The sequence below is a fragment of the Pseudomonas sp. LB3P14 genome (genome assembly GCF_054898045.1).
Window position 1 is genome coordinate 4,997,676 of the sequence record NZ_CM142714.1, and the last position, 13,061, is coordinate 5,010,736.

Below are 13,061 nucleotides of genomic sequence, written 5' to 3' on the forward strand. Positions count from 1 at the left end.
GTTCGGCAGATTTTCCCGTTAGTGTGAGATAGATCGACATTACCTTGTCGCGCACCGGAAAGAATGCAGGGGCCGTGCCGGGTTACAGGTGTTATTGGGCGGCACACGAAAAAATCTGGCGAAAGGTTGTTCAAAAATCCACCAGTCCCGGTATGATCGCGCGCCCTGATGCACGCTGGTAACAACCGATGATGAAGTCCAACCTGATCGCCGCTGCGGAGATCGACCGCCTCGACACCTGGGCCAAGTACTCCGCCCCGATGTGCGGTTCGTGCGTTTCCAGCTGCTGCACCCTGCCGGTCGAGGTCAAGATCAAGGATCTGATCCGTATCGGCATCGTCGATGAGTTCGAGCGCGGCGAGCCGCCAAAGAACATCGCCAAGCGTCTGCAGAAGGAAGGCATCGTCGAGCGTTACAACCAGAAGTCCGAGATCTTCACCCTTCAGCGAATGAGTAACAACGATTGCCTGTACCTGGATCGTAAGAGCCGTCTGTGCACTATTTATGAAAAGCGCCCGGATACTTGCCGCAACCACCCGAAAATCGGGCCTCGGCCGGGGTATTGCGCTTACAAGCCCAAAGAAGTGGCGCGTGAGACCAGCAGTAGCCGTCGCACCCTCGAGAAGTTTTAACGCCCCCCCACATGATCGTTCCCACGCTCCGCGTGGCAATGCAGCCCGGGACGCTCCGCGTCCCAAAGCGGACGCAGAGCGTCCATTGAGGCATTCCCACGCAGAGCGTGGGAACGATCACCCCAGACAAACAAAAACGCCCCCGACCTTACGATCGGGGGCGTTTTTTTAGCGGCTAACTAAGTCGAAACTCAGTTACCGGCTTTCTTGGCAGCGCGGGTACGCTCGCTTTCGCCCAGGATCTTCTTGCGAAGACGGATGGACTTAGGAGTGACTTCGCACAATTCGTCTTCTTGAACGAATTCCAGAGCCTGCTCCAGGGTGAAGCGGATAGGCGGAACCAGAGCGATGGTTTCGTCTTTACCCGAAGCACGCATGTTGTCGAGCTTCTTGCCTTTGGTTGGGTTGACGCCCAGGTCGTTGTCGCGGCTGTTGATGCCGACGATTTGACCTTCGTACACGTCTTCACCGTGGCCCAGGAACAATTTGCCGCGAGCTTGCAGGGTTTCCAGCGAGTAAGTCAGAGCCTTACCGGTAGCCACCGAAACCAGCACGCCGTTCTGACGGCCGGACATGTCGCCGGACTTCATCACGTCGTAACGGTCGAAGATCGAGGTCAGGATGCCTGCACCGGAGGTCAGGGTCAGGAACTCGTTACGGAAACCGATCAAGCCACGAGCCGGGATGTTGTACTCAAGGCGCACACGGCCCTTGCCATCCGGAACCATGTTGGTCAGGTCGCCCTTACGGATACCGATCTGTTCCATGATCGAACCCTGGGATTCTTCCGGCAGGTCGATGGTCACGTTTTCGTACGGTTCGTGCTTGACGCCGTCAACCATGCGGATGATCACTTCCGGACGACCAACACCCATTTCGAAGCCTTCGCGACGCATGGTTTCGATCAGTACCGAGAGGTGCAACTCACCACGGCCGGAGACTTTGAACTTGTCGGCGGTGTCGCCTTCTTCAACGCGCAGAGCAACGTTGTAGAGCAGTTCTTTGTCCAGACGTTCCTTGATGTTACGGCTGGTGACGAACTTGCCTTCACGACCGCAGAACGGCGAGTCGTTAACCTGGAAGGTCATGGAAACGGTTGGTTCGTCAACGGTCAGCGGCTTCATCGCTTCGACGTTCAGTGGGTCGCACAGAGTGTCGGAGATGAACAGCTGGTCGAAGCCGCTGATGCAGACGATGTCGCCGGCAGCTGCTTCATCAACGTCGATGCGGTGCAGGCCGTGGTGACCCATCAGCTTCAGGATACGACCGTTGCGCTTCTTGCCGTCGGCGTCGATAGCCACAACTTGAGTGTTCGGCTTGACGCGACCACGGGCGATACGGCCAACGCCGATAACACCCAGGAAGCTGTTGTAGTCCAGTGCCGAGATTTGCATCTGGAACGGACCGTCACGGTCAACTTTTGGAGCCGGAACGTGGTCAATGATCGCCTGGTACAGCGGGGTCATGTCTTCAGCCATGTCGGTGTGTTCCAGACCGGCAATGCCGTTCAGGGCCGAGGCGTAGACGACTTTGAAGTCCAGCTGTTCTTCGGTAGCACCCAGGTTGTCGAACAGGTCGAAGATCTGGTCCAGAACCCAGTCCGGACGCGCGCCTGGACGGTCAACCTTGTTGATGACCACGATTGGACGCAGGCCGGCTTCGAAAGCCTTCTTGGTCACGAAACGGGTTTGCGGCATAGGGCCGTCTTGAGCGTCAACCAGCAGCAGAACGGAGTCAACCATCGACATTACGCGTTCAACTTCGCCGCCGAAGTCGGCGTGGCCCGGGGTGTCCACGATGTTGATGTGGTGGCCGTTCCAGTTGATGGCGGTGTTTTTCGCCAGAATGGTAATACCGCGTTCTTTCTCCTGGTCGTTGGAGTCCATCACGCGCTCGTCGTTGAGCTCGTTGCGCTCCAGGGTGCCGGATTGACGCAAGAGTTTGTCTACCAGGGTGGTCTTACCATGGTCAACGTGAGCAATGATGGCGATGTTACGTAGATTTTCGATCACTTGTGTATCTCGATCAGAGGATTCGGTGTGCTGACAGGTCGTGGCAGCGATTAACAGTAGAGTCAGGCCTTGCCGTTACAGCTTGACGGCAGAGTCGGGGGGCCGGTGACGCAGGCCACAGGCAAACAGCCCCGGGCTCTTAGCTCGGTCGATAAACGCGCACATTGGCATGCCCCTCACTGAGCAAATGGTGGGCATGCAGGCGACTCATCACGCCTTTGTCGCAATACAGCAGGTACTGGCGAGTAGGGTCCAGTTCCTTGAAACGAGCGTTCAATGCATAAAACGGCATCGCTTGTACCTCGATGCCAGCCAAGTCCAGCGGGTCATCTTCAGCGGCATCCGGGTGACGGATGTCGATAACGATCTGACCGGCCAGCGCTTCGCTGACTTCTTCAATCTGCACATCCTGGCCCAATTCGTCGATCACGCGATCGATCGGCACCAGTTTGGCGTTCTCGAGCGCACGCTCAAGCACTGCCATGTCGAACTGTTGTTCTTCGTACTCCACGCGCGGACGCTTGGCGTGGGTCTTGGGGTTCACCGAGATGACCCCGCAGTATTCCGGCATGTGCTTGGCGAAGTCGGCAGTACCGATTTCGTTGGCCAGGTCGATGATGTCCTGCTTGTGACTGGCGATCAGCGGACGCAAGACCAGCTTGTCGGTCACGCAGTCGATCACGGACAGGTTCGGCAGCGTCTGGCTCGACACTTGGGAAATCGCTTCGCCGGTGACCAGCGCATCGATGTCCAGCCGATCGGCAATACGGGAAGCAGCGCGCAACATCATACGCTTCAAAACCACGCCCATATGACTGTTATCGACTTTACCGAGAATTTCTCCCAGTACTTCCTCGAATGGCACACTCACAAATAACACGCGTTGGGAGCTGCCGTACTTCTTCCAGATGAAGTGCGCGACTTCCATAACGCCCAGTTCATGGGCTCGTCCGCCCAGATTGAAGAAGCAAAAATGGCTCATCAGCCCGCGGCGCATGATCTGGTAAGCGGCGACGGTGGAATCGAAACCGCCAGACATCAGCACAAGTGTCTGTTCCAGGGCACCCAGCGGATAACCGCCGATGCTGTTGTGCTGGCTGTGGATCACAAACAACCGTTTGTCGCGAATTTCGATGCGAACTTCGATTTCCGGGTCTTTCAGCGAGATTCCGGCGGCGCTGCACTGACGACGCAGTTGGCTGCCGACGTATTTCTCGACGTCCATCGAGCTGAATTCGTGCTTGCCGGCACGCTTGCAGCGCACCGAAAAGATCTTCCCGGCCAACGCATCACCGAAGTGCTGCTTGCACTTGGCGACGATGTCGTCGAAGTCGCCCAGCGGGTATTCGTCGACCTGCAGGAAATGCGCGATGCCCGGCATGCAGCTCAGGCGCTCGGTCATCTCCTTCAGGGCTTTGGGCTCGCTGACGCGGGTTTCCAGCTCGAGATTGTCCCACACACCGTTCACCACCACAGCCGGGTCCAGGTCGCGGAGCACGGTACGGATGTTTTTGGCCAACTGGCGGATGAAACGCATCCGTACCGGGCGGCTCTTGATGGTGATCTCGGGGAAGACTTTTACGATTAGTTTCATGAAAACAGCGCGCGCTGGGCCAGCCGAAAAAGGGGGGCGCGGATTATAGCGGAAATTGCTCAAGGTTTAACCAGTTAATGTGCAGAAGGTTTTGTGCGCACCAAAACAGGTCATTTGCTGAATTTAACGCTACATTACGGGGCGCGATTTCCAGTTCTGTGCTGCTTTGTTCCTTTATAAGCGTGATATTGGGGCAAAAAACCCATGGTGGGGCACTGGCATGTAATTTGCTCCCTTGTGAGGCAGGTTGCCTTGGCAGAGTATTCGCGCCGGCATCACCCACATTCTAAGGGCATCCACTACTAAGCCCGAAGCCACCCGGAGGACACTATGTCGAAGTCGGTTCAACTCATCAAAGATCATGACGTCAAGTGGATTGATCTGCGCTTCACGGACACCAAAGGCACTCAGCACCACGTGACCATGCCGGCTCGCGACGGGCTGGATGAAGCTTTCTTCGAAGAAGGCAAAATGTTCGACGGTTCCTCCATCGCTGGCTGGAAAGGCATCGAAGCCTCCGACATGATCCTGATGCCGGACGACAGCACTGCCGTTCTCGACCCGTTCACCGAAGAGCCAACCCTGATCCTGGTTTGCGACGTGATCGAGCCTTCGACCATGCAAGGCTACGACCGTGACCCACGTGCGATCGCCAAGCGTGCCGAGGAATACCTGAAGTCGACCGGTATCGGTGACACCGTATTTGTTGGTCCAGAGCCTGAATTCTTCATCTTCGACGAAGTGAAGTTCAAGTCCGACATCTCCGGCTCCATGTTCAAAATCTTCTCCGAACAAGGTTCGTGGATGTCCGACCAGGACGTGGAAGGCGGCAACAAAGGCCACCGTCCAGGCGTCAAAGGCGGCTACTTCCCGGTTCCGCCGTTCGACCACGACCACGAAATCCGTACCTCCATGTGCAACGCCATGGAAGAAATGGGCCTGGTCATCGAAGTTCACCACCACGAAGTGGCGACTGCCGGCCAGAACGAAATCGGTGTGAAGTTCAACACCCTGGTTGCCAAGGCTGACGAAGTTCAGACCCTGAAGTACTGCGTACACAACGTTGCTGATGCATACGGCCGCACCGCGACCTTCATGCCTAAGCCTCTGTACGGCGACAACGGTTCGGGTATGCACGTTCACCTGTCCATCGCCAAAGATGGCAAGAACACCTTCGCTGGCGAAGGCTATGCCGGCCTGTCCGACACCGCTCTGTACTTCATTGGCGGCATCATCAAGCACGGTAAGGCCCTGAACGGCTTCACCAACCCGTCGACCAACTCCTACAAGCGTCTGGTCCCAGGTTTCGAAGCGCCAGTAATGCTGGCCTACTCGGCTCGCAACCGTTCCGCTTCGATCCGTATTCCTTACGTGTCCAGCCCTCGCGCTCGCCGTATCGAAGCCCGCTTCCCGGATCCAGCAGCCAACCCGTACCTGGGCTTCGCTGCACTGCTGATGGCTGGCCTGGACGGCATCCAGAACAAGATCCACCCTGGCGACGCCGCTGACAAAAACCTGTACGACCTGCCGCCTGAAGAGGCGAAAGAGATCCCACAAGTTTGCGGCAGCCTGAAAGAAGCCCTGGAAGAGCTGGACAAAGGTCGTGCGTTCCTGACCAAAGGCGGCGTTTTCAGCGACGACTTCATCGACGCTTACATCGCCCTGAAAAGCGAAGAAGAAATCAAAGTACGTACCTTCGTACACCCACTGGAATACGAGCTGTACTACAGCTGCTAATCCGGTAGCGCCTGCGCAAGCGGCGTAACAAAAAAGAGGCTTCCTTCGGGAGGCCTTTTTTGTGGGCGAGGTTTTATGCCCTCATCGTTCCCACGCTCTGCGTGGGAATGCAGCCCGTGACGCTCCGCGTCACTGGACGCGGAGCGTCCCTAGAGGCGTTCCCACGCAGAGCGTGGGAACGATCACATCGCGGAAATTCATTCCCAAATGTTTACAACTTGGGCCAACCGCCGCCCCTGACCTATGCTGCACCTCAACGCTTTCGTTTCTGGTCGATTTTATGGGTCGTGGTTTTCTATTCATCTTGCTGCTGATCGCCCTGCCCGCCGCAGCGCAGATCTATAAGTACACCGACGCCGACGGCAACACCGCCTACAGCAATCAACCGCCCGATGGCGTTAAAGCTCAACCGGTCGAATTACCTCCGCTCAACCGTGTCGAAAGCCAGCCGCCGGGCGAACCTGCACCGCCTGCCGAAGCCAACCACCGTGAGCAACCACGCAGCGCCTACGAGGTACTGGAACTGACCGGCCTGCCCACCGAGGAGGCCTTGCGCGCCAACAACGGCACCTTCACCGTCAACGTGCTGATCAAACCCCGCCTGCAAGGCCCTCATCTGTTCAGGCTGTTGCTCGACGACCAGCCCTACGGACAACCGAGCAACGTTCCGATCCTGCAACTGGTGAACGTCGATCGCGGCGAACACAGCCTGGCGGTACAGGTGATCGATGGGGAAAACCTCGTGCAGCAAAGTCCCACCGTGACGTTCACCGTACAACGGGTGCATAAGCCGTGAGGGTATGGCTGTTGATCGCATGCCTGATCGCCCTGCCGGTGACGGCCGAGGTCTTCACCTACGTCGACGCCCAGGGCAATCGGGTCTACACCGACCAGCCAGGCTCCGGCAACGCCAAGCGCGTGCCGATGGCGACGAGTAATCGCATGTCCGCCAACCCTGGCGGCGCAGCACCAGTGATTGTTGGAAAGAAGACCGAAACAAAACCACTGTTCCACTACGACATGCTGAGAGTACTGGTGCCGGAACCAGACGCCACAGTGCGCAGCAGCGCCGGCGAGGTTATCGTCAGCGTTACCAGCGAACCCGGCCTGCAACGGGGCCATCGCTACCGATTGCTCCTCGACGGCCAACCCACCGCAGAGCCCGGCCCAAGCCCGGTATTCGCTCTGAGCAACATCGATCGCGGCAGCCATAACCTCTCTGTGGAAATCCTCGACGAACAGGGCCGCATCGTTGAGCGCACAGCCAACCAGCCGTTCCACATGCTGCGCATCTCCCTCGCGCAGAAGCGTCAGGTCAAACCCTGCGCCCTCCCCGATTACGGCCAACGGCCGGAATGCCCGCTCAAAGACAAACCCGTAGAAGAAAAAAATCCCTTCCTGCGCTTCTTCTAACGCCGTTCGGGTTTGCGCACTATATTGGTGCAATTGGTTGCACCGTACCCACACCCCAACCCATTTTGGTTCGAAAGTACCCGCCAAAGCTGGCAGAACGCCACGCAAACGAGCGTCAAACGCCCGTTTCAGGCCTTAAACGCTTCTTTTCGGAGCCTTGGTTTGGTTTTTGCATTTTCCCGGTATCAGCGCTTGTTTCTTGCGCACGCTCCGCTCCAAAAGAGGTCCTGATGACCATTAGCGACGCACTGCATCGATTGCTACTCGACAACCTGACCACCGCCACCATCCTGCTCGACGCCGAACTGCGCCTTGAGTACATGAACCCGGCGGCGGAGATGCTCCTGGCCATTAGCGGTCAGCGTAGCCATGGGCAGTTCATCAGCGAGTTGTTCACCGAATCCACCGAGGCGCTGAACTCCCTGCGCCAGGCGGTCGAGCAGGCGCACCCGTTCACCAAGCGCGAAGCGATGCTCACCGCCCTCACCGGCCAGACCCTGACCGTCGACTATGCGGTAACACCGATCCTGGCTAGCGGCGACACCATGCTGTTGCTGGAAGTCCACCCCCGTGACCGCTTGCTGCGCATTACCAAGGAAGAAGCGCAGCTGTCGAAGCAGGAAACCAGCAAGATGCTGGTGCGCGGCCTCGCTCACGAAATCAAGAATCCTCTCGGCGGGATACGCGGCGCGGCGCAATTACTCGCTCGCGAACTGCCGGAAGAAAGCCTGCGCGACTACACCAACGTGATCATTGAAGAGGCCGACCGCCTTCGCAACCTGGTCGATCGCATGCTCGGTTCCAACAAACTGCCGTCACTGGCGATGTGCAACGTCCACGAAGTGCTCGAACGCGTCTGTCATCTGGTGGAAGCCGAAAGTCAGGGCTGCATCACGTTGGTGCGCGACTACGACCCCAGCATTCCCGACGTGTTGATCGACCGCGAACAAATGATTCAGGCCGTGCTGAACATTGTGCGCAATGCGATGCAGGCCATCAGCAGCCAGAACGAGCTGCGCCTTGGCCGCATCAGCCTGCGTACCCGCGCCATGCGCCAGTTCACCATCGGCCACGTGCGTCATCGCCTGGTGACCAAGATCGAAATCATCGACAACGGCCCGGGCATTCCCGCGGAGTTGCAGGAAACCATCTTCTTTCCCATGGTCAGCGGCCGTCCGGACGGTACCGGGCTGGGCCTGGCCATAACCCAGAACATCATCAGCCAGCACCAGGGCCTGATCGAATGTGACAGCCATCCAGGCCACACCACCTTCTCGATCTTTCTGCCACTGGAACAAGGAGCCACATCGACATGAGCCGTAGTGAAACCGTGTGGATCGTCGATGACGACCGTTCTATCCGTTGGGTCCTGGAAAAAGCCTTGCAGCAAGAAGGCATGACCACGCAAAGCTTCGACAGCGCCGATGGCGTGATGAGCCGCCTGGCGCGCCAGCAGCCGGACGTGATCATCTCCGACATCCGCATGCCCGGCGCCAGCGGTCTGGACCTACTGGCGCGGATTCGCGAACAACACCCACGGCTGCCGGTCATCATCATGACCGCTCACTCCGATCTGGACAGCGCTGTCGCGTCCTATCAGGGCGGCGCGTTTGAATACCTGCCAAAACCGTTCGACGTTGACGAAGCGGTGTCGCTGGTCAAACGTGCAAACCAGCACGCTCAGGAACAACAAGGCCTGGAAGTCCCGGTCGCCTTGACCCGCACCCCGGAAATCATCGGTGAAGCGCCGGCAATGCAGGAAGTGTTTCGCGCCATCGGGCGCTTGAGCCACTCCAACATCACCGTGCTGATCAACGGCGAATCCGGTACCGGTAAAGAACTCGTGGCCCACGCTCTGCACCGTCACAGCCCACGGGCGTCTTCGCCGTTCATCGCGCTGAACATGGCGGCAATCCCGAAAGACCTGATGGAATCCGAGTTGTTCGGCCATGAAAAAGGCGCGTTCACCGGCGCGGCCAACCTGCGTCGCGGTCGCTTTGAACAGGCTGACGGCGGCACACTGTTCCTCGATGAAATCGGCGACATGCCGGCAGACACCCAGACTCGTTTGCTGCGGGTGTTAGCGGACGGCGAGTTCTATCGCGTCGGCGGCCATGTGCCGGTGAAGGTCGATGTGCGAATCATCGCCGCGACTCACCAGAATCTGGAAACCCTGGTGCACGCCGGGAAATTCCGTGAGGACTTGTTCCACCGCCTCAACGTAATCCGCATCCATATTCCACGGCTATCAGACCGTCGCGAAGACATCCCGACCCTGGCCAAGCACTTCCTCAGCCGCGCCGCGCAAGAACTGGCGGTGGAGCCGAAACTGCTGAAAAGTGAAACCGAGGAATACCTGAAGAACCTGCCGTGGGGCGGGAACGTGCGTCAGCTGGAAAACACCTGCCGCTGGATCACGGTGATGGCTTCGGGTCGCGAAGTGCACATCAGCGACCTGCCGCCGGAGCTGCTGAACCTGCCGCAGGATTCAGCACCGGTGACCAACTGGGAGCAAGCGCTGCGCCAGTGGGCTGATCAGGCGCTGGCCCGTGGTCAGTCGAACCTGCTCGACAGCGCCGTGCCGGCCTTCGAGCGGATCATGATCGAGACCGCCCTCAAACACACCGCCGGGCGGCGTCGCGATGCTGCGGTTTTGCTGGGTTGGGGGCGTAATACCCTGACTCGCAAGATCAAGGAATTGGGGATGAAGGTTGATGGTGGGGATGATGATGAGGGGGATGAGGGTTAACTCCGCCACATGATCATTCCCACGCTCCCGCGTGGGAATGCCTCAATGGACGCTCTGCGTCCGCTTCGGCAGGGACGCGGAGCGTCCCGGGCTGCATTCCCACGCAGAGCGTGGGAACGATCAACCGCAACACCCTCCGTGCACCGCCGCAATGCACCGTGAACCGCAATCGCGCACGATATCTACTCTGAAATCCTCGATTCATCCGCAACAAAATCCGAACAGCAAAAACACAAAAGCCCCTAATTACGGGGCTTTCAGCGCTGGTCAGCGACTTTCTGTTTCAACTCGTTAAAACCTGGCACGCCCCCTGCAATAGTCCATTCAGTGATTCGGTTCACTACCCAGTTTCGGGGACCTTGGTACAGGCAGGCCGGGGATTCCCCTCTTTACACCGGGCTCACACCGCACTAGCGACGAGCCCAAGCAGTTTTGGGGCCCTTGATACAGGCAGGTCAGGGGTTCCTTCTTTACACCGGGCTCACGACGCAATGCGCGAGCCCTGCCGTTTTGGGAACCTTGGTACAGGCAGGCCGGGGATTCCCTCTTTTATTGCTCTCGGAGATGGATCTCCAGCCGCCAACGGTCATCGACCTCACTACCGGCCCACTCGCCCTGCAGTGGCCGGGCCGCCACCACCGTCAGCAACAACCCCCCATCACTCAAACGCACGCGCCAGTTAACGCCCTTGTCGTTGATTTTGAGCTGACCTTTCTGCGCCTTGCCTTCAGCCTCAAACAGCAGCGCGAGGCTACCGTCCACAAACTCGCCGTGAGCCTTGGGTTCGTTGTTGAACCACACCACCAGCCCATCGTTCGTCACCTCCACTTGCTGCAATTCGCTGGGGTCGGGGGTGGTCAGGCGACCGATCATCAGCCCTACCATCACTCCGACAATCGCCAGCGAAGCCATCACGCGCGGGAATAGTTTCGAACGCGGATCCGCTTGCGGCGTAGAATGCTGCTCATCTTTACCTTCGGAGCCGTGCATGTTTCACGTCATCCTTTTCCAACCAGAAATTCCGCCGAATACCGGCAACGTTATCAGGCTGTGCGCCAACAGTGGCTGCCACCTGCATTTGATCGAACCGCTGGGCTTCGAGATGGACGACAAGCGCCTGCGCCGGGCCGGCCTCGATTACCACGAGTATGCCACCCTGCAACGCCACACAGACCTCGCCAGCTGCCTGGAAAGCCTCGGCCATCCTCGGCTGTTCGCCTTCACCACCAAGGGCTCGCGGCCGTTCCACGATGCCAGCTTCGCCGAGGGCGATGCGTTCCTGTTCGGCCCGGAAAGCCGTGGTTTGCCGGCGGAAGTACTCGATGCCCTGCCCGGTGAACAGCGCCTGCGCCTGCCGATGCGTGAAGGCTGCCGCAGCCTGAACCTGTCAAACACCGTAGCGGTTGCCGTGTATGAAGGCTGGCGTCAGCTCGGGTTCAAGTAATCTCGTAACCTGATCGTTCCCACGCTCTGCGTGGGAATGCAGCCCGTGACGCTCCGCGTCACTGGACGCGGAGCGTCCCTTGAGGCATTCCCACGCAGAGCGTGGGAACGATCACCCAAGAAAAAAGCGCCTGTTACGGCGCTTTTTTCGTTTCTGCATCGAACGCTTACTGAACGGTCGGAGTCTCGCCCGCAGCCTGCATGCGTTGCAGTTCCTGTGCGTACAGCGCGTCGAAGTTCACCGGAGCCAGCATCAGGGCCGGGAACGAACCGCGGGTCACCAGGCTGTCCAGGGTCTCGCGAGCGTACGGGAACAGGATGTTCGGGCAGAACGCGCCGAGGGTGTGGCTCATCGAAGCGTCATCGAGGTTCTTGATCAGGAAGATCCCGGCCTGTTGCACTTCAGCAATGAACGCCACTTCGTCGCCGTTCTTCACGGTGACGGACAGGGTCAGCACGACTTCGTGGAAGTCACCTTCCAGCGCCTTTTGACGGGTGTTCAGATCCAGACCGACGCTCGGTTCCCACTGCTGGCGGAAGATTGCCGGGCTTTTCGGGGCTTCAAAGGACAAGTCACGTACGTAGATGCGCTGCAAGGAGAATTGCGGTGCGGTTTCTTCTTCGCTAGCTGCAGTGTTCTGTTGGTCAGTCATCTCAGATCCTTTCTGATCTTGGGGTCTTATAGGGAAGGCGTTCAGGCCTTGAGCATGGCGTCGAGCTTGCCGGCGCGCTCAAGGGCAAACAAATCATCACAACCGCCCACGTGGGTGCTGCCGATCCAGATCTGCGGCACGGACGTACGTCCGGCCTTCTGAGCCATGGCGGCACGCACCTGCGGCTTGCCATCGACCTTGATCTCTTCGAAGGCCACACCTTTGTTCTCGAGCAGATACTTGGCTCGCGAGCAGTAAGGGCAGTAATCGCTGGAATAGACGACGACGTTGCTCATATCACTTCACCAGCGGCAGGTTGTCACCCTTCCAGCTGGAAATACCGCCGGAGAGCTTGGCGGCGGTGAAGCCGGATTTCATCAGTTCGCGGGCATGAGTGCCGGCAGTCTGGCCCATGGCATCGACCAGGATGATGGTCTTGGCCTTGTGCTTTTCCAGTTCGCCGACGCGAGCGGTCAGTTTGTCGTGAGGAATGTTCAACGCACCAACGATGTGACCGGCGGCGAAATCCTTGTTCGAGCGAATGTCGATGACAACGCCCGCGTCCTTGTTGACCAGCCCGGTCAGTTCACCGGTGCTCAGGCTGCGGCCGCCGCCTTGCATCTGATAAGCGATCAGCAACGCCAGCAGTACGACGAAGATACCGACGAGCAGATAGTGGTTAGTGGCAAATTCAATCAGGTGAGCAACCATCGAAGGAGGTTCCAGGGCGTTAAAATGTCGGCCAGTATACACAGCCACTATGGTGGGCCAAACCCCGTCCGGCGGTGACGTGGATTGAACTTGCCTTTAAACTGCCACTCCCTTTTC

At 58.5% G+C, this 13,061-nt stretch carries 13 protein-coding genes; 7 read left to right on the top strand and 6 right to left on the bottom strand.

The annotated features are described in order from the left end of the window. Positions 1 to 188: 188 nt before the first annotated feature. Positions 189 to 632: a YkgJ family cysteine cluster protein gene (locus ACYZT5_RS22825; RefSeq protein ID WP_201115328.1), complete on the top strand. Its 444-nt coding sequence runs from the start codon at positions 189 to 191 to the stop codon at positions 630 to 632. 191 nt (positions 633 to 823) lie between these two features. Here the strand turns inward: ACYZT5_RS22825 and typA are convergent, their stop codons facing one another. Together typA and thiI are read right to left on the bottom strand one after the other, a co-directional pair. Continuing rightward, positions 824 to 2,644: a translational GTPase TypA gene (gene typA / locus ACYZT5_RS22830; protein ID WP_462047517.1), complete on the bottom strand. Its 1,821-nt coding sequence runs from the start codon at positions 2,642 to 2,644 to the stop codon at positions 824 to 826. A 139-nt stretch (positions 2,645 to 2,783) separates the two neighbouring features. Next, a complete protein-coding gene (gene thiI, locus ACYZT5_RS22835) occupies positions 2,784 to 4,238 on the bottom strand; it encodes a tRNA uracil 4-sulfurtransferase ThiI (protein ID WP_462047518.1) in 1,455 nt (484 codons plus the stop codon). A 330-nt stretch (positions 4,239 to 4,568) separates the two neighbouring features. On the opposite strand from thiI, the gene glnA reads away from it, so the two are divergent. From glnA to ntrC, 5 genes are all read left to right on the top strand, one after another. Then, the gene (gene glnA / locus ACYZT5_RS22840) at positions 4,569 to 5,975 is read left to right on the top strand and encodes a glutamate--ammonia ligase (RefSeq protein WP_007907861.1); all 1,407 of its coding nucleotides are present in this window, start codon (positions 4,569 to 4,571) and stop codon (positions 5,973 to 5,975) included. A gap of 280 nt (positions 5,976 to 6,255) precedes the next feature. Further along, positions 6,256 to 6,771, top strand: coding sequence for a DUF4124 domain-containing protein (locus ACYZT5_RS22845; RefSeq protein ID WP_462047519.1), 516 nt, complete (start codon positions 6,256 to 6,258; stop codon positions 6,769 to 6,771). After that, a complete protein-coding gene (locus ACYZT5_RS22850; protein WP_462047520.1) occupies positions 6,768 to 7,388 on the top strand; it encodes a DUF4124 domain-containing protein in 621 nt (206 codons plus the stop codon). The genes ACYZT5_RS22845 and ACYZT5_RS22850 overlap by 4 nt, the downstream gene beginning before the upstream one ends. Positions 7,389 to 7,618: 230 nt before the next feature. Further along, entirely contained in the window at positions 7,619 to 8,704 is a 1,086-nt protein-coding gene (gene glnL / locus ACYZT5_RS22855) for a nitrogen regulation protein NR(II) (RefSeq protein ID WP_462047521.1), read from the top strand. Continuing rightward, positions 8,701 to 10,137, top strand: a complete 1,437-nt coding sequence (gene ntrC, locus ACYZT5_RS22860) for a nitrogen regulation protein NR(I) (RefSeq protein ID WP_128872249.1) — start codon at positions 8,701 to 8,703, stop codon at positions 10,135 to 10,137. Before glnL ends, ntrC begins: the two co-directional genes overlap by 4 nt. A 549-nt stretch (positions 10,138 to 10,686) precedes the next feature. On the opposite strand, the gene ACYZT5_RS22865 is transcribed toward ntrC, so the two are convergent. Continuing rightward, a complete protein-coding gene (locus ACYZT5_RS22865; RefSeq protein WP_462047522.1) occupies positions 10,687 to 11,127 on the bottom strand; it encodes a hypothetical protein in 441 nt (146 codons plus the stop codon). Here ACYZT5_RS22865 and ACYZT5_RS22870 point away from each other — a divergent pair. Next, the gene (locus ACYZT5_RS22870; RefSeq protein ID WP_462047523.1) at positions 11,126 to 11,581 is read left to right on the top strand and encodes a tRNA (cytidine(34)-2'-O)-methyltransferase; all 456 of its coding nucleotides are present in this window, start codon (positions 11,126 to 11,128) and stop codon (positions 11,579 to 11,581) included. The two genes, ACYZT5_RS22865 and ACYZT5_RS22870, sit on opposite strands and share 2 nt — an antisense overlap. A 166-nt stretch (positions 11,582 to 11,747) precedes the next feature. Here ACYZT5_RS22870 and secB read toward each other — a convergent pair whose 3' ends face one another. The 3 genes from secB to ACYZT5_RS22885 are packed head-to-tail and all read right to left on the bottom strand — an operon-like array spanning position 11,748 to position 12,944. After that, positions 11,748 to 12,233 carry a protein-export chaperone SecB gene (secB, locus tag ACYZT5_RS22875; RefSeq protein WP_007949026.1) on the bottom strand — a complete coding sequence of 162 codons (486 nt, stop codon included), beginning with the start codon at positions 12,231 to 12,233 and terminating at the stop codon, positions 11,748 to 11,750. Between the two features lie 41 nt (positions 12,234 to 12,274). Continuing rightward, a complete protein-coding gene (gene grxC / locus ACYZT5_RS22880; RefSeq protein WP_008149430.1) occupies positions 12,275 to 12,529 on the bottom strand; it encodes a glutaredoxin 3 in 255 nt (84 codons plus the stop codon). Position 12,530: 1 nt separating this feature from the next. Continuing rightward, positions 12,531 to 12,944, bottom strand: coding sequence for a rhodanese-like domain-containing protein (locus tag ACYZT5_RS22885; RefSeq protein WP_415758305.1), 414 nt, complete (start codon positions 12,942 to 12,944; stop codon positions 12,531 to 12,533). Positions 12,945 to 13,061 lie beyond the last annotated feature (117 nt).